This window comes from Tetzosporium hominis (assembly GCF_002265435.1).
Lineage (GTDB): Bacteria > Bacillota > Bacilli > Bacillales_A > Planococcaceae > Chryseomicrobium > Chryseomicrobium hominis.
The window spans coordinates 39,618-61,621 of the sequence record NZ_NOKQ01000134.1 but is presented as its reverse complement, the minus strand read 5'-3'; the positions used below and the strand labels follow the sequence as shown (position 1 = coordinate 61,621).

Sequence of the window (22,004 nt, the reverse complement as noted above, 5' to 3'; positions counted from 1 at the left end):
CCTTGCATAGGGATGAAAGTTTTTTCATGGTACCACCCTACTTCGCAGCCTAAGCTGCCTCGCAGTGATTGGTAACGGGATCAACCGAAAGGACTTACTGGTCAAATGACGTTCATCCTTCACTCAGAGGGGATGTCGATTCAAGGCGTTTTACCGGTTCACACCACCCACCGGCTCTCTGAAATCAACGACACTTGTTCTTTTACCTCTTCAACGTTTTAAATTTTCATGACGCCACCCGTACTTGCGGATGTAACGAGTTTTGAATACCGGGCCAAGTAACCCTTTTTGATTTTTGGTTCAAATTCCGGAAGCTGACTTGCTCGAGAAGCAAGTGTTGCCGCGTCTACATTTAATTCGATAGAACGATTTGGCAGGTCGATCACAATTTCGTCTCCGTCATGTACTAAAGCTATTGGCCCGCCTTCAGCAGCTTCAGGCGAGATATGCCCAATCGAGATACCTCGAGAAGCTCCAGAGAACCTTCCGTCTGTAATTAGGGCTACTTTTGTTCCTAAGCCCCTTCCTTGAATTGCAGAAGTAGGGGCAAGCATTTCTGGCATTCCCGGTCCACCTTTTGGACCTTCGTAGCGAATGACAACGACGTGTCCTTCTTTTACGAGCCCTTCATCGATCGCTTGTTGAGCGTCTTCTTGAGAATCAAAGACGATTGCTTTCCCCGTGAATGTTTGAATCGATGGGTCTACTGCTCCGACTTTGATTACGCCCCCATCCGGTGCCAAGTTTCCAAAAAGGACAGATAATCCACCAACCGGACTGTAAGGATTGTCTTTTGTACGAATGACTTCCGAGTTTAAGATTTTTGCATTCTCGACATTTTCATAGACGCTTTTCCCAGTAATCGTTTTGCGTTGTCCGTGGATACCACCCGGAATCTCGCACAACTCTTTAATGATGGCTGACAAGCCACCAGCTAAATGAACATCGTGCATGGAATAGTCGCTCGCTGGCATAATTTTCGCGAGATACGGGATTCGTTTTGCTACTTCGTTAATTTGTTCCATGTTGTATGGAATCTCAGCTTCATGTGCAATGGCCAACGTATGTAGAACTGTATTGGTAGAACCACCCATAGCCATATCTAGAGCAAATGCATCATCAATTGCTTCTTTGGTGATTAAGTCACGTGGTTTCACATCGTCTTCTATCATTCGCAGCAGATGTCCGACCGCTTCTTTTATTAAACGGTGCCGCTCTGTTGAAGTTGCCACGATAGTAGCATTTCCTGGAGGTGTAACACCTAGGATTTCCATCAAAGAGTTCATGGAGTTCGCTGTGAACATTCCAGAACACGAACCACATGTCGGACACGCATTTTGCTCAATATCGAGGAGTTCTTGTTCTGTCATGTTGCCGGATTTATAGGCACCGACTCCTTCGAAGACAGATGTCAGTGAGAGCGGCTTCCCATCTGAAGAAGTTCCCGCTTCCATCGGCCCTCCTGTTACAAAAACGGAAGGGACGTTTGTTCGAACTGCTGCCATTAACATGCCAGGAGTTATTTTGTCGCAGTTTGGGATATAGAAAACTCCGTCAAACCAATGGGCATTGATGACCGTTTCTGCCGAGTCTGCAATTAGTTCTCGACTTGGCAAGGAATACCGCATTCCAACGTGCCCCATGGCAATTCCGTCGTCGACACCGATCGTGTTAAATTCGAACGGTACGCCTCCCGCTTCCCAAATTGCTTGTTTGACGATTTCTGCAAAGTGATTTAAATGTTTATGACCCGGAATAATGTCGATATAAGAATTACACACTCCGATAAATGGTTTTTGTAAATCTTTCGTTTTAACGCCCGTAGCATATAACAGACTACGATGAGGCGCTCTGTCTATTCCCTTTTTTATCATGTCACTACGCACTTACATCACCAACTTCGTGTAATTTTCTGCAATATGAAATATATTGCAACAATCATACAATCCACAAAACGGCGTGTCAATGGTGTTTTTTCAAATTTTCTATCTTTTTAGAAAGTTTAAAATTCATGCAATCGCTTCCAATTTGATTTCCTAGCGTGTTTGCGTTTCATCCGTTTTTTCTAAAGTTTCTGCTAAACAAATTCCATGAACTTGTTTTACACCCTGTTTTTTTAAAATTGCTGCCGCTTGATACATCGTCACTCCTGTTGTGAAAATGTCATCGACTAAGAACAGCTTTTCAGGAACCTGCGCTCCTGGAATTAACTCGAACGGGTTTGCTGATTGGATTCGTTGTGCTAAATTACGTGAAGATTGTTTAGTGGGATCATTCTTTTTAAGTAGATGAAGCAAGTGGTTTTGACAAAACAATTGCTCGACATGGGAAAATGTTCGATTAAACGAGTTGTCTTGATAAGAGGGGATCGGAATACAAGGCACCTTTAGACGGAGTTCTTGTGAAAAGACTAGATGAAGTATCTGGTCTCCTTCACCTTTATAACGTTGAAAATAGTGTTGCATGGAAGAGTTATAGCTATAGAAACAGAATATCGAATCAAGCGCCCCGTCTAACTCTGTGCCTACTACATATCTGCGGACAGGTGATGAAGAAATTTTATGAAACCCTTCTCGACAAGATTTACAGACGCAATCTTGCTTTCCTGTAAATAGTGAACTCCATGTATCTCTCATCAACTGCTTCTCACATAAAAGACAATTCATTGCAGGTTCAACCTTTCAATGGCACTCTTGGCTCTTCTCATGTCTTCTGTGACTCCATTGTGAAAAAATACTACATCACCTGTGGGGAACTCAGCCGACCTTCCCGCTCTCCCAGCAATCTGGATTAATGCTTGCTCGTTAAAAATTGGCTGTTCTGCACCAAGAACAGCAATTTGCAAGTTGGAAATGGTGATGCCTCGTTCTAATATCGTCGTTGTACACAAGCCTTTAATTTTTCCATCTCGCAATTGCTGAACGAGTTCTTTCCTAAATGGATGCTCGGCATGGACACGTTCCATATTTCCCGGGAAATCTTCTAGAGTTCGAACCGTAGGGAAAAAAATCAAAAAAGGGCGGTCCATTTCGATTTGAAAAGCTATCCACTTGTCGAGTGCTGGAGGAACCTTTTGTCGAGTTAAGTGCTTCTGATAAGAGAGTGCTTTTTGAAAGCGAGGAACAGGTAGTGGGTGACCATGAAATCGTTTAGCTACTAGTGACTTGCGATCCGTGTGGAGGATTTTTGAAGGCGTTGCGGAAACGTAATGGATGGAGCCTCCAGGTAGGAGCGATTTCTCAACCGCTGTTACAAGAGTTGCATCTGCAGAGTATGGGAAGGCATCCGCTTCATCAATGATGACATGATCAAAAGCTCGATAAAACCTGTATAATTGATGCGTGGTAGCAAGAGTCAGATCCGCTAACCCAATAGGTTTTTCAGAGCCACCATAAAGAACATCTATACGCATTGATTCAAAGGCTTGTTGTAAGCGAGGCGCAAGCTCAAGTATTACATCCGTGCGTGGACAAGCTATAGCGACACGTTCACCGCGAGACAACATCAGTTCTATAGCTCCAAACATGATCTCCGTCTTCCCTGCCCCGCATACTGCATGAATCATATGACTTTTTCCTGTTGCTATAGACTCTCTCCATTCCTCCAACGCTTGCTGCTGCAAATTGGAAAGTGTGCCTTTCCATGTCATTACTATTTCAGGCTGTACATCTGAGCGCGGACCTTTCCAGATGAAGAGCTGTGTGCAGCTAGTTATCTTGCCCATCCGGATACAGTTTCTACAATAGGTACAGTAGCATTTGCAGCGAAGGCAGTAATGCGTCGCATAATGATGGGGTTGTTGAGTTAGGCAGCGGTTGCACTTAAAAGTCACTTGGAATGGGGATTTTCGAAGAATTTCAATTCCTTTGATTTGATCGAGGTCTCCCTCTAGAAGAGAGAGGGCAATTGAGTCTTGAGACAGGGTCACGTCTTCGATTGGTTGAATCTTACCTTCAAAATAGTGGCGATGGTGCATGAGATCTCTCCTTTTGCCAAAAGGTCTCATCTCGTAGCTCTATCATAGAGGCATCCATAAAAAAAATCCAGCCATTAGTTGGGCTGGACCTCCGTATTAATCACGAATAAAATAAACACTTGTTACAAGCCAGTTACCATCTTCTTTAGCAAACACAGTGACTTGTCGTCCTGAGCTAGTTGCTTTCCCACCTGTAGAATGTTGTTCCAGGTCAATGGAAACCGTGGAATAAACTTGTGCTTCTTGCTCGTTGTATTTAATGATTGTAATATCTTCAGCACTGCGTTTTGTATCATACTGCTCAAATGTGTCAGTCACAAACTGTTTTTCTGTCTCGTAGCTAAAACCCTGTGGCTGTTTGGAAATAACCGATAAATAACTTTCTAGATCTTCGTCATTAAACGCCTCTATATATGTCCGAAACGCATTTTCAATAGCTTCTTTTTCTTCCGCCGGTACATTGGCGGCTTCTTCAATAACGCCACCGGCAAGTTCAAAACCTACCTCTTCGTCTTCTCCGGAAGAGACTGCGTTTCCATCTGCAGAATGGGTCTCTATATTTTGTGAGCCCTGCGGTACAAGATCCGTTGCTGAATCTGTATTGACTGCTTCATCTGATGATGAACATGCCGCTAAGAAAAGAAGAAGTACTGCCAGTATAGTTGTCACTTTGACTAATCGATTCACAATTCATTCCTCCTGCTAGACGTATTTTGGCATATTTGAAGCACAGATTCAAACAGATTTACTTATTGTCATGAAACTTTTGCTTTTATCTGTTACGTCTATCCATTGAAAGGACGATTGAATTCTAAAGAAGTTCCATAAAAAAGACACCTCAAGAATGAGGTGTCGTAAGATTATGAAATTCAGCGCACTTCTACCCAGCCGTTTTTGATAGCTGTTACAACTGCTTGCGTACGGTCGTTCACGTTCATCTTTTGTAGAATGCTGGATACGTGATTTTTAACCGTTTTTTCAGAAATGAACAATGTTTCACCAATCGTGCGGTTACTTTGTCCATCTGTTAACAGTTGAAGCACTTCACATTCACGTTTAGTCAGTAAGTGGAACGGTCGGCGAATGTCCGTTTGGTGGAAGTTGCCTTTGTTCTCACGTTCGCTTAAACGCTTAAACTCATTGACCAAGTTCTTTGTCACTTTTGGATGTAAGTAGTTGCCACCTTTATCAACAACTTTAATCCCTTGCACAATCGCATTGGCATCCATTTCTTTTAGCATGTAGCCAGAAGCTCCTGTTTTAAGTGCTGTCGAAACGAATGATTCATCGTCATGAATAGAAAGCATGATCACTTTTGCTTCAGGATGTTCGGCAATCAGTTCAGCAGTCGCATCAATTCCGCTTTTATTTGGCATATTGATACCCATTAAAATAATATCTGGCTGGTAATTCTCGTACAAACGCATTGCATCTGTACCGTCATCTCCTTCAGCCACCACTTCAAATGTCTCTTCGAAATCTAAAATGCGTTTAACTCCTTCACGGAATAACTGATGATCATCTATAATTACAATTTTCGTCATATGAATATCCTCCTATAGCAACACTTCAATTATCATTCTTATTCCTCATTTAGCTAAGAAATAAACGTACTTCCCAGTATTGCGGGTTCTTTTACAAAAACAGATGTTTCCACGTATAATAGGACGGTCTAAACGCCTTGAAAGTTCCGTATATCCACTCCTGCACGAGAGATCTACTCTTTCGCGTTACTAAGTCCAGAGTATCTAGCTTGATGATTAGTAGTGTTCAACTCCTAGTTAGAAGGTGCAAATCTATATCTCAAGTTACTCAATTTTAAGACCTGACAGAAACCATTATAGCACTAATTTCCCAAAAGCATATTAAAATTACATTACAGAACCATTTCATTTTTCGGAAGGAGTAGGCAATGAATTCAAATTATTATACAATCAAAAAGTCGTGCCAGCACGAAATACTGATTCAACGCTCACGATTTATCTGCCATTTAAAACGCACAAATAATGAACAAGAAGCACAAAAATTTATCAATTCGATTCGTTCTGAACATAAGTCAGCGAATCACAACTGTTTTGCTTATGTTATAGGAGAAAACAACGCCATTCAAAAAGCTAGCGATGACGGGGAACCTACCGGCACAGCAGGCGTCCCTATGTTAGAGGTTTTGAAAAAACAAGACCTCCGAAACGTTACAGCGGTTGTGACCCGTTATTTCGGTGGGATCAAGCTAGGCGGCGGCGGTTTGATCCGTGCCTACGGTAGTTCTGTCTCAGAAGGCCTCAGTGTAGCTGGAATTGTTGAACGTGTTCGTCACGTCCTCTATACGATAAGTGTCGATTATACACTCCTTGGTAAGCTTGAGAATGAATTGCGTCAAAATGTTTATCAGTTGCATGAAATTAGGTATACAGATAAAGTAGAGCTTTTGGTTTATGTTAATGAAAAGTCTACGGAAGAATTTGAGGAATGGATTACCTCCTTGACGAATGCGAATGCAGAAGTCTCTAAAGGAGAAATCTCATTTTTAGAACTCGATAACTAAGCAAAAAAATACTACTAACACTTAGATTGTGAAATTAACGAAGGGCTCGTCCCTTCAGGAGGCGTTAACAAATGAATAGATTATCTAAAAAGCAAAAATCTCGTTCACGCAAGAAAACCATTTTGTATTCTATCCTAATTGCGTTGGGAGCTTTTGCTATCTTATCTGCAACATACGGTGTCTACCTAGCAAAACGAGCTGAAGTGGCTGCTGACAGGAGTTATCAAGCACTCGCAGATCGTGAAAATGGTTCTGAACTTCGTGAAGAACAAGTGGAACCGCTGACGGACAATGTATCCATATTATTTGTTGGAATTGATGATAGTGAAAAACGTGGCTTTGGAGATGAAACCAGTCGCTCTGATGCTCTTATGGTCGCTACCTTAAATAATGAAGATAAGACAATTAAGCTTGTGAGTATCCCCCGTGATTCTTACGTATATATTCCTGAAGTTGGATATAGCGATAAAATCACTCATGCGCATGCACATGGAGGCACTCGAGTCTCTATAGAGACAGTAGAAGAATTACTCGACATCCCAATTGATTATTATGTAAAGATGAACTTCAATGCGTTTATTGATACGGTGGATGCACTCGGTGGCGTCACTGTAGATGTTCCTTATGATCACTTAGAACTTGATGAAAACGATGAATATACAGTTGAATTAAAAGAAGGTACTCAATTACTAGACGGTCGCGAAACACTCGCTTTAGCTCGTACCCGTAAACTTGATAACGATATCGAGCGTGGGAAACGCCAACAGATGATTTTGGAAGCGATTATTAAAAAAGCTGCTTCTGTTTCTTCGTTTACGAAATATGGAGATGTCATAGACGCTGTTGGAAGCAACATGAAAACGGATTTAACATTCGATCAAATGAAGTCATTCTTTGATTATGTTTCTAAAGGAAAGCCGCAAGTGGAAACACTGTCGCTAACTGGCTACGATGATATGACTACTGGAACGTATTACTGGCAGTTAGATGAAGAAAGCCTTGAGACAACTAAAACGGAATTGCAAACGCACCTTGAGTTAAAACCAGGCAGCTCTGAATATGCGGGAGATGCTACTAACAACGATAGCGAATAATTATCAAGCCTTTATCCCTTATGGATAAGGGCTTTTTTTGACGAGTGACAGCCATTTTTGAAAATGGTACGCTAAAGTGGTGGAGGGATGGAAATGGAAACTTTATTGTTTGAACAGAAAGAGCATGTTGCAGTTGTTACCTTAAATCGACCAGAAGCTATGAATGCATTTAACTACGACATGCTTGCAGAGCTTGGTCAAGTGGTAGACGCAATCCGCATTAATCCGGATATACGACTTGTAATTTTTAGAGGAGCTGGGGGCCGGGCATTTAGTGTCGGAGCTGATCTAAAAGAGCGCAAGACGTTGACTACGGAACAAGTGAAACGAAATCTTTATAAAATTGGTGAAGTCTTTACTACAATTGAAAATTTACCTCAACCTACTGTGGCTATGTTAAATGGATTCGCATTTGGTGGCGGTATGGAATTAGCACTCGCATGTGACTTCCGAATCGCTTCCGAAAAAAGTGTGATGGGTCTAACAGAAACGAGCCTTGCTATTATTCCAGGTGCAGGAGGAACACAACGACTCCCACGCTTGATAGGAGAATCAAAAGCACTCGAACTGATTCTTACAGCTAGAAAGTTATCAGCTAAAGAAGCGCTTGATTACGGACTTGTGACGAAAGTCAGCTCGGATTCTACGATTGTTGAAGAAACTGAAGCTTTCGTGATGTCGATATTAGCGAATGGCCCCATCGCCTTACAGCAAGCCAAGTTTGCTGTAAAAAATGGGATGAACGCAGATTTACAGACAGGTCTACAAATTGAACGCAAAGCTTACGAGCTTACGATTCCAACGGAAGACCGTGTAGAAGCCTTAATCGCTTTCGGTGAAAAACGGAAACCTCAGTTTAAAGGAAAATAAAAAGACGTCCAGCCGTTTAAGCTGGACGTTTCTTTATTTTATAGATACTCGTTGAACCATCCAATGATTTGCTCTAGACGTTCTTTACGTAAGTTTGGAAGTCCTGTTCGAGACAAGTTGTGGTCAGCTTGTGGGAAGCGGACAAACTCTACTTCTTTCCCCATGCGCTTGAGCGTAATATACAACTGTTGTGCTTGCTCGATTGGACAACGTAAGTCGTCCTCTCCGTGCAATATGAGGAGTGGCGTCTTCACTTGTGCTGCATATTTGAGAGGTGAGTGATCCCATAGCTTGTCGATATCATTCATATCGCTTTGAATCTGCCATTCCGTGAAGTAATAGCCAATATCAGATACTCCGTAGAAACTGATCCAGTTTGAAATGGAACGTTGAGTCACGGCCGCTTTAAATCGGTCCGTGTGTCCTACGATCCAGTTCGTCATGAACCCTCCATAGGAACCTCCTGTCACGCCCAAACGATCGGCATCGATCCAGTCATATTGTTTTATAGCATAATCTACTGCTGCCATGATATCTAAATAATCATTACCACCGTAGTCTCCACGCACTGCGTCAACAAACTCTTGACTATAGCTGTGACTGCCTCGTGGATTCACGTACAGGACTCCAACGCCTTGTGCAGCAAGAAGCTGCATCTCATGGAAGAACGTATTAGCGTAAAATGCGTGAGGTCCACCATGGATATTCGTGACTAAAGGAACTTTCCCTTCTGCCGCTTCTACTGGTTTGATGATCCAACCGTGAACGTCCCAACCTTTTGGCCCTTTGAATACAATCGCTTCTGGCGCAATCAAGTCTCGCGAAGCTACGTACTCTTCATTATGATGCGACAACAAAGTACGTTCTCCTGTAGTCACGCTTTGCACAAACAGTTCTCCGGGGAATGTCGGATCGCTGACTGTGATAGCTAGTTTCGAGCCATCCGGTGTCACATCATATCCGTAAACATGTTCCCCTTCTTGTGTCACTGGATACAGTTCGCCTTCTAGGCTTGCAAAGTATACTCGCACGTCTCCGTATGTCGACACTTGGAAGTATAAGTGGTCATGCTCCGTCCATACGACTGCAGGTGCACTTGCCCCTTGCTGGATATCTGCCACCACATAATCTCCTACCGGTGCATCAAGGCCCTCTGTTAACGACTGAACTTGTTCCGTTTTAAAGTTGTAAACATAGAGTTGACTGTGAGTAGCATTCTCAAAAGTACGAGTGGCGCCGACAAACGCTAAATGGTCTCCAGACGGACAGAATGCAGCTCCACCGTAATAACCTGGCTCGAGTGAAAGAGTTTTGGATGACTTCGACTCGATATCGACTACCGTGAGATCGGATTCAAAAACGTCATCATTCTCTAATGGCGATGTAGAGGTAACGATTTGTTTACCGTTTGGAGATACGGCATGTACTTGTTGATGATCATTGTCTGATGACCATCTTTCAAAAGTGCCTGCCTCCACTTCTACGACTCCAATTTGAGAAAAACGGTCTTGTTTTACTAACCCACTACCATCTTGAATATATTTCATCTTGCCTGCTTTATACGGCTTTGGAAACTCCTCTTTCTTATCTTCTTGCTTCTCCCAACCAGTCTCATTATGATAGCTAGCTGTAAACCAAATCTTTTCTTCTGTTGGATGCCATACATAAGAGGATACTCCATAAGGTAGTTCCATGACTTGTTTAGCTTCTCCCCCGTTTACTGGAAGGATGTATAATTGATTGCCTTCATCACGAGTCGATAAGAAAGATAAATAACTTCCTTCAGGCGACCATTTGATAGAAGAGATACGTTCTTTGCGTGTCGTCCATTTGTTCTCTTTCTTAGTTTCTTCGTCCACCACATAAATACTGCTTTCGTATGTATTCTTTTTAGAATCAATTGATGTTTTTACATACGCGACCTGGACACCATTTGGATGCCAAATTGGAGTTGTAACGGAATGAATCTGTTCGATATCGGATATAGTAACTTTTTCTTTTTTCATGGTGATGCCTCCCAATTATTTCGACTATCAAAATACCTTTTCAGTATACTGTAATTTATGCAAATAGCCAAACTATTCACAATAAGACCCTTTTCTCTATGAGAGAAAAGGGTCTTTGGTTATACAGATTGTTCTTTTAGAGTTCTGCGTAAAATCTTACCTGTAGTATTTTTCGGTAATTCTTCTAATACTTCAATACGAGTCGGCACTTTGTATTTAGCTAACTTCTCCCGGCAGAAGGATTGAATTTCTTCAGTCGATAAAGTTGCATCTTTTAAAACAACAAACGCTAACACTTGCTCTCCAAAGTTCGGGTCTGGAACGCCGACAACGGCTGCTTCCAAAATCCCTGGATGCGCAAATAGCACTTCTTCTACTTCTCGTGGATACACGTTATAGCCACCCACTATGATCATGTCTTTTTTGCGATCGACAATATAGAAATAGCCTTCTTCGTCCTTTTTAGCTAAGTCCCCTGTGTACAACCAGCCGTCACGAATAGCATTTGCAGTTTCTTCAGGCATTTTGTAGTAGCCTTTCATCACGTTAGGACCACGTACAATCAGTTCTCCAACTTCACCAATAGGAAGTTCTTCACCTAGCTCGTTAACGATTTTATTCTCGACATTGATGATCGACGTACCAATAGAACCTGCTTTGCGTTCACGATCGAGTGGGTTAAAGCAAGTTACAGGAGACGCTTCTGAAAGCCCGTAACCCTCTGAAATTCGCACGTTGAACTTGTCTTCGAAATTATGAAGAAGCGCAACTGGTAAAGAGGATCCGCCTGAAATAGCAAGGCGAACCGTTGAAAAGTCCTCAGGGTTTGCATCTGGGTATTGGTATAAGAAGTTGTACATAGTTGGGACACCTGCAAATACTGTAGCTTGCTGCTCTTTCGCCACTGTGAACACATCTCCTGGAGAAAACTTTGGCACAAGAAGAATCGTAGCACCTGTCACTAAAGGAGCGTTGACGACTACTGTCAATGCGAATACGTGAAAGACCGGTAACGTAGCAAGGACACGATCATCTGGTGAGAACCCTAAGTATTCAGCTACATCTCTTGCATTTGAGAAGATGTTCTCGAACGTTAACATAGCACCTTTTGGATGACCTGTTGTTCCTGAAGTATATAAGATGACTGCCGTATCGTGATCCTCTACCTCCACAGGCTCAACAGCTTGACCTTGATGAACTAATACTGAAAACGGTTTCACTTTTGACTGCAGATCACTTGGAAGTGCTCGTAGTTTGTCAGCCGTCTCCGCAGCAGTTTCACAAATAACATACTGTTCTACTTTAGGGAATGCACCGGCTGCACGTTCAACTAGTGGCAATAGGAGATCCAGTGCCACGACTACCTTAGCATCACTGTTTTTGATGATATACGAAATCTCATCTGGTGTATAAATAGGGTTGATTGGAACCGCTGTTGCTCCGATACGCATTGTAGCGTAGAGCGAGATTAAAAAATGTGGTGTGTTGCCTAATAAAAATGCAACATTGTCTCCTTTTGCTACGCCAAGCGATTGAAGAGCTCCGGCAAACTTTGCAACGGTTCCTTCGAATTCTGCGTAACTCGTGTCTTTCCCCATAAAATTGTAAGCAGCTTTTGTTGGATTTTGAGCAGCCTGTTGCTGCACGCGTTGAACTAAACTCATACGATACCCCTTTCAAAATTGAATGAATAGTCATTCATTTCATACAACTTATTTTACTAGATATTCTGGGGAAACGCAATGCTTCAATTAGATGTGGAAGGCGTTCGCTCAGAAATGCTTCGGAAATCAGGCGCTCCAATTGAGGCGCTCTTTGCCTCGGTTGGAGTGAATGATTTGTGAATGTATTTCTAACGCCTGCAACTCGATTACTCCAGATGTGGAAGGCGTTCGCTCAGAAATGCTTCGGAAATCAGGCGCTCCAATTGAGGCGCTCTTTGCCTCGGTTGGAGTGAATGATTTGTGAATGTATTTCTAACGCCTGCAACTCGATTCCAATTAGATGTGGAGCCAACTGTCTTAGTAATAAGGTATTCCCCATCAAAAAACCCATCTTCACCGAAGCGAAAATGGGTTTGAACGTAGTATGGAAATACTTTAGTTAAGTGATTATTACATTAAGTACTTTCATTATGACATTAAGTCCGCCCACTATGACATTAACTGGCTTCATTATGACATTAACTTCACCCATTTTGACATTAGTCGCTTTATGGAAACCAATATCATCCTGTATGAAGCTGGAGATGCGCAAAATAACGCCAGCGAATCAAGAAATAATAAACTGCCTGGATACAAGTAAAGGCACCTAGAACAATCAGCATCTCCATCGCAATAGACATCGCTGCAATATCTACCCACACAGCTTGTAAAAATAAGAACGAGAACGTGGCATGTAGCATGGCAAGTCCCCATGGTAAAAAGAATTGAGGATATAACTGTCTATTCGCGATCCGTCGCAGTTCTTGATTAGTCAGACCCATGTGGCGAAGTACTTCAAATTGACGCCGATCTTTTTCAAGATTGGTATAAAACTTAAAGTAAATGAAACTTCCGGCCGCTAAAATCAATACAGCTGCCACCAGCAGCCCCGTAACTAACAGCAAAGAGAAAGTGGAACTGATATAACTGTAATTGAGTCCTGGATTATCAAAATAAAACGGGAGCTTTTCATCACCTTCATAAGAAGCGATCATTTCTCGGTCTAGTGTCAATCCCACCTTATCTGTCCGTAACCAATCGGGTACATGAAAGGCAAAAATAGTCGTCACACTAGACGCCCAATCACCATACAAATAGGGGTTCACGACGCGCTCAAAGTCTTCATCAGACAAGACATAGGCGGGTCCATCAAAAGCGGCCTCTGGTAACGGGAAGTATTGATAGCCTTCATCTACATGAAAATAGATCGTGTTTTCTCTAAGATGAATGAGTTGCTCTTGACCGTCTTCAACTTCTTGGCCAAATCGCATTCCTTCCCCCGGTTCTAAATCAATCAGGGGCTCTTTCAAAACGGCCGCTATCGTATTGATATCCGTTTCTCGCAAAAGCTGTACCGGTCGATTCGTAGCAGCGGAAGTCTGTTTAGTGACAGGTGCAGTGAGTAACGTATACGTTAAATTCTCTTTGTAGAAATCACTGGTGAGTTGATCGATATGAGTGGCTTCATAGGGATTTCCAGACTCACTTACATAAAGAACACTGATAGGATTGATTTCCCGATACTGATTGGCAAAACTCGTTAGTGATGCCACCACTCCTACCGAAATAATGGCCAGAGTAGACACCATAGTGACGATGAAATACATCCGTGCATTTTCACGAATTTTCTCGATGGCGTCTGAAAAGGTCACGATTCGTAACGAACGCCAATAGAGCTGTTTATTTCGTTGGAGTGCATGAATTAAGTAAAGCATTCCGTCTTTAAAGAAGTAATAGCTCCCTGCTATTGCACAAAGGATAATGACTGGCGACCACCACACGTTCATCCGGTAAAGACAGTAAAGAACCAGCCCATACGCAACTACCAGTAGTGCAAAAGACAAAAAGGCACCAACTTTAGAATAGTGCGCCGTTTCGCTAGATTGCTTGGCTCCAGACAAAAGCTGAATAATGGCACTTTGACGTATAAAGATGGAACCTGCAATCGAAATGACGATAAATAATGTGGTAAATACAACAGCAGTTAACAAAAATGGTTCCGGACTAAAATATAAAGGTAGTGTATCTAATACAAGCATCGCTCGGATGACCATAAAGAACAGCTTCGTAAAGATATAGCCAAAAAAGATTCCTGTCGCTAAAGCAACGACTCCTAAAATCATCGTTTCAATAAAGATTAATCGCTGCAATTGACTGCGGTCCATGCCAAGCTGTTGAAGAATACCAAACTCTTTCGAACGAGCCTGTAAGAAAGCGCTCAATGAGTACAACAAGAAGAACAACGTAAAAATCACTAACACTACGTCTGCAGCAGCCATTCCCATGAACGCAATATCTTGAATAAATTGATTTTCAATAGATGGATGAAACAGGAGCATTGAGTAAATGAAAAAGACCATAACTGAGAAACTGCTCGCCATAAAATAGGCTGCATACACTCGGCGGTTACGAATTACATTACGATAAGCGAACTGTAGAAAGGTCATTTACGTTCCCTCCAAGCAACGACAGCAAATTCAGGATCCGCTGGAAGAAAGTTTGACGCAAATCTTCTTTGTAGATCTCATTAAAGTATTCTCCATCTTTGATAAACAACACACGGTCACAATAACTTGCAGCAATCGGATCATGTGTCACCATGACAATAGTCGTCGTCCGTTCACGATTAATTTTGGTTAACAATTCAAGAACATCTTTAGATGCTTTGGAATCTAGATTTCCTGTAGGTTCATCTGCGAGAACTAGCTGCGGTTGATGAATCAGAGCACGACCAATTGCTGTTCTTTGAGCTTGTCCACCTGACAGTTCATGAGGAAAGTGATTCCGCACCTGTTCTAAATGAAGATCTTGAATCAAACGATCCACTCGTTCTTTCATCTCATCCACTGGCTGATTGGCAAGCGTTAGTGGAAGGACCATATTTTCTTCAACTGTCAATGCAGGCAACAGATTAAAGTCTTGAAAGACAAATCCAAGCTGCTCTCTTCGAAAAATGGCAGCCTGTCTTGCTGATAGTGTCTGCGGATTTTGATTATTAATTGTAAGAGATCCTGAAGTTGGCTGATCGATAGTCGATAAGAGATTTAATAGCGTCGTCTTTCCAGAGCCTGACGGACCCATAATAGCTAAAAACTCTCCTTGCTCCACTTCAAATGACAGTTGATTGATTGCAGAATGAGCCACTTTCCCATCATATATTTTTGTGATGTGATCTGCTGTAACAATGGCCATAACTCACTCGCCTACCTTTTCAAATTCTATAAATGACAACGAGACCGTTGTCCCTCTTCCAACTTCAGACTCTATTGCTAAAGTGTGTCCCAGTTTCTGAGACACTTCTTGAGCAATATAAAGCCCCATGCCTGTTGACTCCCCGGTCTTCCTTCCGTTTTCCCCTGTAAAGAAAGCTCGAGTAACGCGCTTGATATCGCTTTTTGGAATTCCAATTCCTTCATCTCGTACAGAGAGTGTACACCCACTTTCGCTACAATCGGATGTAATCCAAATCTTTGATTGCGGTGTAAATGAATATTTTACGGCATTTGTGATAAATTGAGAGATAATGAACTGAATCCATTTGCGGTCAGTCGACACTACTAAACTCGGATCCACTTCCACAACAGGGAACACTTGCCGCTTAATAAACAAGCGTTTGTTTTCATTGACGATAGTACTAACAAGTTCTTTTAAGTTCACTTTTTCAATGCGAAGATCTTCTTCAAACGTATCCAGTCTCGCATTCATGAGAACCGCTTCTAGAGCCCTCTTGATTCGTTCAATCTCTTCAGAAACCGATTGACTGTCGAGTTTTTCATCTTGTTGGAGCATCAAATCGATGACCGCAATTGGCGTCTTCATTTGATGCACCCAGCCGTTCATGAACTGAAGATGTCGTTTTTGTGCCGCATAGAGGCGCTGCACTTCTTGCTGATACACTTTATACAATTGTTGCAAGTACAGATGCTCTTGTTGCTGCTCCGGCGAAGGATACATCTTTTCTAGTAAATCTTCCATCGCTTTTGGCGGTGTCAAAATTCGTTTGTAGTATTTATACTTCCGTAGATACAAATAGAAATGGATGACTACTGTGAGAATCGTCGACAAGACGACCACATAAATCACAGTATTCACCGACCGAAATCCGTCCAACACAAAAATTAACGAGCAGAGCAACGAAATAAAGACAGGGAACAGTAATGAGATAGTGTGTTCGCGAATAAATAACCGAATCACTAAGCTTCCTCCGGATGCAGAAGAAAACGATACCCCGCCCCACGAACGGTTTCAATAGAAGAAAGGATTTCGTAATCTTGTAGTTTTTTTCGAACACGTGTCATATTGACATTCAACGTATTCTCGTCGACAAAGGATTGATCGTCCCATAATTCTTCAAGAAGCTGTTCGCGTGAGACCACTTTAGGATGCTGACTAAACAACAGTTCCAAAATGACACACTCTTTTTTCTGAAGTGGAATCAGAGTTCCCCGACTCTCAAGTTCTAAGCGTTCCATATACAAGGTGTGTTTCCCAAGCTTAACCGTCCGCTCTTCTTGCTTCAATGCGTATTCACCAAAACTTCTGCGGATGTGGCTCTTTATTTTAGCTAAGACGATTTCATAATGAAATGGTTTCGTGATGTAATCGTCTCCTCCATTTTCAATAGCAAAGACTTGATCCATCTCCGAGGTTCTAGCAGATACAAAAATGATCGGACATGTCGTCACCTGACGGAGCTCTCGACACCAAAAATAGCCGTCATATGTAGGCAAGTTGATATCGAGAAGAATTAAGTGAGGGTCCCATTCCTGTGCCTCTTTAGAAATCGAATCAAAATCTTCCACGATTTTGGTATCGTATTGATACTTCGCAAGCATTCCTGCAAGCATCTCTGCAATTTTTTGGTCATCTTCTACAATATAAATCCGGTGCTTGTCCATCCAATCCCCCCTTTTATAAAAAAAGCCCTCTCTTAAGGAGAGAGCGTTAAAACGTTATTCTGCATATTAATAGATAAGAGATAAAAAGTCTTCGCGTGTCACGCCACCAAAATACGTTGGGATGTCAATGTCCGCTAGTGCTTCGTCGATAGCAGTGCGTGAATAGTCGACACCAATCAGACGTTTTTCCACATCTACCATGTCTCCCACACCAAAGAAGTCTCCAAATATCGCTGCTTCTTCAATCTTCCCTTTGCTCACTTGTAGCTTCAAATCGATGGATCCTGCAGGGAAACGGTGAGAGTGATCCAAGTTAAACTTAGGTGATTTTCCGAAGTTCCAATCCCACGTCTGATATCGTTTTTCAGATAGTTTGTGGATGTTTTCCCAGTCCTGCTCTGTTAATTCGTAATACTCAATGTTATCGGCGCCATTAAAAATAGAGACCAGAAGTGCTTGCTTAAACTCTTCAATGCTCATCGGTTCATCCAGGAACTCAGAGATATTGGCAACACGGCTGCGAATCGACTTGATTCCTTTGGATTCGATTTTATCTTTACGCACTTTTAATGCAGAAACAACAGCATCCATCTCTGAATTAAAAAGTAACGTACCATGGCTGAACATGCGCCCCTTCGTAGAGAACTGCGCGTTTCCTGAAATCTTTCTGCCTTCAGCAAGAATATCGTTTCGGCCGCTTAATTCCGCGTCAATACCCATCTCTTTTAATGCATCGACGATTGGCTGCGTAAACTTTTTAAAGTTACGGAAGCTTTCGCCGTCATCTTTTGTAATAAAGCTAAAGTTTAAGTTCCCAAGGTCATGGTATACAGCACCTCCACCAGAAAGACGGCGAACTGGAATGATCCCATTTGCCTCGACAAAGTCTGTGTTGATTTCTTCAATTGTATTTTGATTCCGTCCAATGATGATGGAAGGTTGATTGATATAGAACAGGAAGAATGAGTCCTTTTCCACGTCCATAGTGGTTAGTGCATATTCTTCAATTGCTAGATTAATTCGCGGATCTGTGATTCCTTTATTATCAATAAATAACATCTTCAAAACTCCCTTCACGACTATTTTACATGATTCTTAAAGTTTTGGGTTGACAAAGTATCCTGTGTTATATTACACTTCATACAAGTTAAACAGTTATATAACAGATGGAGGTGGACTAGATGATTGAAAACGTTGTAGAATATTTCCGTAACTTACCTGCAAAGCAATGTGCAACTTGTGGTGAAAAAATGGAAGAGATGCACGAATGCTATCAAGACCAGTGTGATACATGTAGCTCACAAGCCTAAAGGAGATTTACAAAAATGAATAGAAAAAAGTAACCGGGTTCCCTATACGACTAGTGGAAACCCGGTTTTTATTTTATTTATGGTCCATTCCATGATCCATAGAGTCTGATGAATCATCTTCAAGCACTTTTGATAAATTCGGATCTCCCACGACAAACTTCACTTTCGGCATTACATGCATTCCTCTGGCTGTTGTGTGAGCGAACATGTAATAAACACCTTCTTTGTCGAATGTATGCATAGCCTGGTAGACGCCATCTTCCGTAAGTTCAGCTTCTAGCATGGTGCCTTCTTCTCGCAGTCCGGATTCCCATACTTCAAATTTCACTTCATCTGCATCTTCCACAGCTTCTCCTTCTTGAGTAACACGTGCAGCAAGTTCTACTTCCTCGCCTGGCTGCAGACTCTCATCTGTAAGTACTTCAACTTCTACAGGCTCTAAAGAAGGATCTTGCTGGTGCATGTCATGTTGTGAAGACGCTTCATTTGTACAACCTGCTAATACTGTTACTACCGCCAAAGCGGCTAACCATTTTTTCATTGTCTACTCTTCCTTCCATAATGGGAGTGCAATTTGGATACGCGTTCCTCCAGTTTCTGCACTTTCTATTGTTAATGTTCCGTTTGAAGCTTCCACAAAATTTTGAACGATTGTGAGTCCAAGTCCTGATCCGCCATCATCACGTGAACGCGCTTTATTCACACGGTAGAACCGTTCTGTCACATGTGGAAGATGTTCTGCCGGAATGCCTGGTCCTTCGTCTTCAATCTCGAATACAGCGAACTCACTTTGTTCTTTCAGACGAATGTAAATTGCTTTCTCAGAAGGGCTATAGTTGACCGCATTGTCTAAGACGTTCAATAGCATTTGAAGTACCGCTGCTTCATCAGCCCAAATGATCAACGAGTCATCTGCGTTGACTAGTGTGGTCATCTGCTTTTCTTGAATACGAGGTTGCATGATTTTTAGCGCCTGCTGAATGAGATCAGATGCCACTAATGGCTGTGGATGAAGGGATACATCCTCATCCCGAGCGACAAACAACAAATCTTCCGTCAACTTTTTCATGCGCTCTGCTTCAGATGAAAGCAGACTGAAAACTTCTGGATAACTACTTTTTGGTAGAATGCCACGCTCCAATGAATGACTATAGCCAACAATAGAACTCAGTGGTGTCCGAAGTTCATGAGACACGATCGCTAAGAACTCTTTTTTCCTAGTATCTTCGCTCTCAACGGCTTCTGCCATTCGGTTAAATGCTTGACTGAGCTGACCGATTTCATCCGTCTGTCCTGCCTGAACCCGCGCTGTGTAATCTCCTTTTTCAAAACTTTCCGTTGCCTGTTGCAAGTCTTTTAAAGGTCTAAGCACAGAGTGCAAGATTACGCGACTAAGTAGTGCGAAGAAAATAAACAGAAATCCCCCACTAACGCCTACTAGCAACAAGTGCCCTTGCAAAAAGTTCAGGATAGGAGAAAGCGGGACATAACTGTAAAGAATCCCATTTAAGCGTTCGTCTTTTACAATAGGTGTGATAACGCTCAACACATCTCGATCAAATCGAGATTCATAGCCTCGCTTCACCAAGACTTCCCCATTCACTAATCGTTGTCTGTCTTCACCGCTAATTAAAGCATTGTAGTTAATCTCAAAAGGCAGACATGCACTCAGCTCACGAGGATTTTGGACCGCAAAGATTTCACTTGTAGAGTACACATTGTACGCATCAACTGCTTCAATCAATTCAGGTGAGACTTCCCCACCTGCTTGCATGACAAAGTTCTCAGCTTGTTGTTCAAGTGTAGCTTGGACTTCCTGCACATAAATCGATTCATAAAAATAATAAGATAATAACGTGATAATGGTGATGATCAGTGCGATCGCCGCCACAAAAATCAACCATACTTTTGTGGTGAGACGATTCATGACAGGACCTCAAACTTATAGCCGATTCCCCACACGGTATGAATATACTGGTCCGCAGGAGGTCCGAGCTTAATTCGTAACGTCTTGATATGCGTATCTACAGTCCGCGTCGTGCCTTCGTAGTGCTCTCCCCAAATATGGGCAAGAAGTTCTTCACGGCTGAATGCACGTCCTTCACTTCGCATGAGAAGCGAAAGAAGTTCAAGCTCTTTTAACGTCACTTGCACTTTTTTACCAGCGACCACAACGCTTCGTGCACTCAGATTTATAGTCAACACACCACGCGTCATCTCAGATAGAGGTACTTGCAATTTTTGAGATCGCTTTAGTATGGCTTGTATCCGCGCATGCAATTCCTCACTATCAAATGGTTTTGTCACATAATCATCGACTCCAGCTTCAAAACCTTTCAGCTTGGAATCTCGGTCATCTAGTGCGGTCACAAACAGGATGGGCACTTCAGATCCACTACGAATCGCTTCACTTAGTGCAAAGCCATCCATCTCAGGCATCATGCCGTCCACTAAAATCAGATCTACGACTACTGTCTGCAGCGTATGAAGAGCTTCTTTACCTGAAGCAACCGTCACGACATGATAGCCTTTTTGGCTCAACTGGAGGTCGAGTAAACGACGCATCGAATATTCATCATCGACTACTAATATAGTGGTCATTTGGTCGCCTCCCGAATAAGTAGCTGCAGCGGACCGTCTCCGGTCTTCGCTTCATCCACCACTTGCATATCTACGATCTTATAAAGTGTATCATCGTCATATCCTGCCACATAGAGTGCTTGATCTGTAGCACCTAGAGTAAACGGGTTAGAAGCCACAGTCAGAACGTCTGTAACTGCATCTTCATTCAACTGATAGAGTTGATTGCTACCATGACTGAGAACATACAACAATTCGTTCTGTTCTGTAAAAGCAATAGGCATCATCGGCATATCTATACTAGTAACAGCAGTGCCTGTTGCTCTATTAAGTACCTGTGTCTCGGAGTTAACGGTTGCCCCACTGCCATGCCCTCCAATATATAACGAATCGGAAGTAGCATAAATCCCTTGAGATGCCTTAGCGACTTCAAACTGTTCGATTTCTTCAAACGTGGATTGATCGATGACGGAAACATGGGAGTCTTGGTAGTTCACAACATACAACAACTCATCAAAAGAAGTCATCGACATTGGATAGTCTCCTGTTTGTATAGAGCCTGCTTCTTCTAAATCAAGCGTAAACCGTTTCACTGTATTTGTCACACTGTTTGCCAGATAGATGCCTGTCTCGTCGACATAAGCAGAGACGACGCCTTCTTCCACAGATAGGTCTCCTACCGGTCGTCCTGTAGTTAAATCGTAAACGGTGGCTTGCCCAAGTCCGTAGCCATATAACAGGATTTTATCATCCTTTAGTAGTGCCATTCCTGTATAAGGTTCCTCAAACCTCCACTGTCCTTGCTCTTTGAAATCTTCTGTATAAAAAGAGAGTGTGGTATCGAGTTGACTATAGACGAGCAGCTGAGGACTATCGCCTTCCCTTACAGCATCAAAATGAGGAGTGCAGCCTGCCAGCAAGAGAACTCCCACCCCTATAATCCATCGCTTCATTGTGTCACCTCTTCTCCTTAAGTGTATGAGAGATCTGTGAAAAATGTTTGAAATCCTCTTGAACATTTC

General features: G+C 42.4%; 20 protein-coding genes and 1 other annotated feature. Of the genes, 4 read left to right on the top strand and 16 right to left on the bottom strand.

The genetic code is table 11. From position 1 onward, the window contains the following. Positions 1-5 precede the first annotated feature (5 nt). Positions 6-223: a binding site (T-box leader), on the bottom strand. The 5 genes from ilvD to CF394_RS01225 form a co-directional block, all read right to left on the bottom strand. Continuing rightward, complete coding sequence (ilvD, locus tag CF394_RS01245; protein WP_094941452.1) at positions 219-1,886, bottom strand: dihydroxy-acid dehydratase; 1,668 nt, start codon at positions 1,884-1,886, stop codon at positions 219-221. It overlaps the preceding feature by 5 nt. Positions 1,887-2,036: 150 nt before the next feature. Further along, positions 2,037-2,666, bottom strand: coding sequence for a ComF family protein (locus tag CF394_RS01240; RefSeq protein WP_094941451.1), 630 nt, complete (start codon positions 2,664-2,666; stop codon positions 2,037-2,039). Then, positions 2,663-3,976: an ATP-dependent helicase ComFA gene (locus tag CF394_RS01235; protein ID WP_165767420.1), complete on the bottom strand. Its 1,314-nt coding sequence runs from the start codon at positions 3,974-3,976 to the stop codon at positions 2,663-2,665. The genes CF394_RS01240 and CF394_RS01235 overlap by 4 nt, the downstream gene beginning before the upstream one ends. A gap of 96 nt (positions 3,977-4,072) precedes the next feature. After that, on the bottom strand, positions 4,073-4,663 hold the full coding sequence (locus tag CF394_RS01230) for a nuclear transport factor 2 family protein (protein WP_243370602.1): 591 nt from the start codon (positions 4,661-4,663) through the stop codon (positions 4,073-4,075). Between the two features lie 182 nt (positions 4,664-4,845). Further along, a complete protein-coding gene (locus CF394_RS01225; protein ID WP_094941449.1) occupies positions 4,846-5,520 on the bottom strand; it encodes a response regulator in 675 nt (224 codons plus the stop codon). 368 nt (positions 5,521-5,888) lie between these two features. Between CF394_RS01225 and CF394_RS01220 the strand changes: the two genes are divergently transcribed. From CF394_RS01220 to CF394_RS01210, 3 genes are all read left to right on the top strand, one after another. Next, entirely contained in the window at positions 5,889-6,521 is a 633-nt protein-coding gene (locus CF394_RS01220; protein ID WP_094941448.1) for a YigZ family protein, read from the top strand. 71 nt (positions 6,522-6,592) lie between these two features. Further along, complete coding sequence (locus CF394_RS01215) at positions 6,593-7,615, top strand: LCP family protein (RefSeq protein WP_094941447.1); 1,023 nt, start codon at positions 6,593-6,595, stop codon at positions 7,613-7,615. A gap of 93 nt (positions 7,616-7,708) precedes the next feature. Further along, a complete protein-coding gene (locus CF394_RS01210; protein ID WP_094941446.1) occupies positions 7,709-8,485 on the top strand; it encodes an enoyl-CoA hydratase-related protein in 777 nt (258 codons plus the stop codon). A 38-nt stretch (positions 8,486-8,523) separates the two neighbouring features. On the opposite strand, the gene CF394_RS01205 is transcribed toward CF394_RS01210, so the two are convergent. The 7 genes from CF394_RS01205 to lplA form a co-directional block, all read right to left on the bottom strand. Then, positions 8,524-10,491, bottom strand: coding sequence for a S9 family peptidase (locus CF394_RS01205; RefSeq protein ID WP_094941445.1), 1,968 nt, complete (start codon positions 10,489-10,491; stop codon positions 8,524-8,526). Between the two features lie 119 nt (positions 10,492-10,610). Then, the gene (locus CF394_RS01200; RefSeq protein WP_094941444.1) at positions 10,611-12,155 is read right to left on the bottom strand and encodes a fatty acid--CoA ligase family protein; all 1,545 of its coding nucleotides are present in this window, start codon (positions 12,153-12,155) and stop codon (positions 10,611-10,613) included. 563 nt (positions 12,156-12,718) lie between these two features. Next, positions 12,719-14,641, bottom strand: a complete 1,923-nt coding sequence (locus CF394_RS01195; RefSeq protein ID WP_094941443.1) for an FtsX-like permease family protein — start codon at positions 14,639-14,641, stop codon at positions 12,719-12,721. After that, positions 14,613-15,386 (bottom strand): ABC transporter ATP-binding protein, encoded by a 774-nt coding sequence (locus tag CF394_RS01190; RefSeq protein ID WP_094941442.1) that lies wholly within the window; start codon positions 15,384-15,386, stop codon positions 14,613-14,615. Before CF394_RS01190 ends, CF394_RS01195 begins: the two co-directional genes overlap by 29 nt. A 3-nt stretch (positions 15,387-15,389) precedes the next feature. After that, a complete protein-coding gene (locus CF394_RS01185; protein ID WP_094941441.1) occupies positions 15,390-16,388 on the bottom strand; it encodes a sensor histidine kinase in 999 nt (332 codons plus the stop codon). After that, positions 16,388-17,092 carry a response regulator transcription factor gene (locus CF394_RS01180; protein WP_094941440.1) on the bottom strand — a complete coding sequence of 235 codons (705 nt, stop codon included), beginning with the start codon at positions 17,090-17,092 and terminating at the stop codon, positions 16,388-16,390. Before CF394_RS01180 ends, CF394_RS01185 begins: the two co-directional genes overlap by 1 nt. A 66-nt stretch (positions 17,093-17,158) precedes the next feature. After that, positions 17,159-18,151, bottom strand: coding sequence for a lipoate--protein ligase (lplA, locus tag CF394_RS01175; RefSeq protein WP_094941439.1), 993 nt, complete (start codon positions 18,149-18,151; stop codon positions 17,159-17,161). A gap of 122 nt (positions 18,152-18,273) precedes the next feature. On the opposite strand from lplA, the gene yhfH reads away from it, so the two are divergent. Beyond that, positions 18,274-18,402 (top strand): protein YhfH, encoded by a 129-nt coding sequence (yhfH, locus tag CF394_RS01170; RefSeq protein WP_094941438.1) that lies wholly within the window; start codon positions 18,274-18,276, stop codon positions 18,400-18,402. 73 nt (positions 18,403-18,475) lie between these two features. Here yhfH and CF394_RS01165 read toward each other — a convergent pair whose 3' ends face one another. The 4 genes from CF394_RS01165 to CF394_RS01150 are packed head-to-tail and all read right to left on the bottom strand — an operon-like array spanning position 18,476 to position 21,935. Next, a complete protein-coding gene (locus CF394_RS01165) occupies positions 18,476-18,943 on the bottom strand; it encodes a FixH family protein (protein ID WP_094941437.1) in 468 nt (155 codons plus the stop codon). A gap of 3 nt (positions 18,944-18,946) precedes the next feature. Next, on the bottom strand, positions 18,947-20,329 hold the full coding sequence (locus CF394_RS01160; RefSeq protein WP_094941436.1) for a sensor histidine kinase: 1,383 nt from the start codon (positions 20,327-20,329) through the stop codon (positions 18,947-18,949). Continuing rightward, positions 20,326-21,003 (bottom strand): response regulator transcription factor, encoded by a 678-nt coding sequence (locus tag CF394_RS01155; RefSeq protein WP_094941435.1) that lies wholly within the window; start codon positions 21,001-21,003, stop codon positions 20,326-20,328. The genes CF394_RS01160 and CF394_RS01155 overlap by 4 nt, the downstream gene beginning before the upstream one ends. Continuing rightward, on the bottom strand, positions 21,000-21,935 hold the full coding sequence (locus tag CF394_RS01150) for a YncE family protein (protein WP_094941434.1): 936 nt from the start codon (positions 21,933-21,935) through the stop codon (positions 21,000-21,002). The genes CF394_RS01155 and CF394_RS01150 overlap by 4 nt, the downstream gene beginning before the upstream one ends. Between the last annotated feature and the right edge of the window lie 69 nt (positions 21,936-22,004).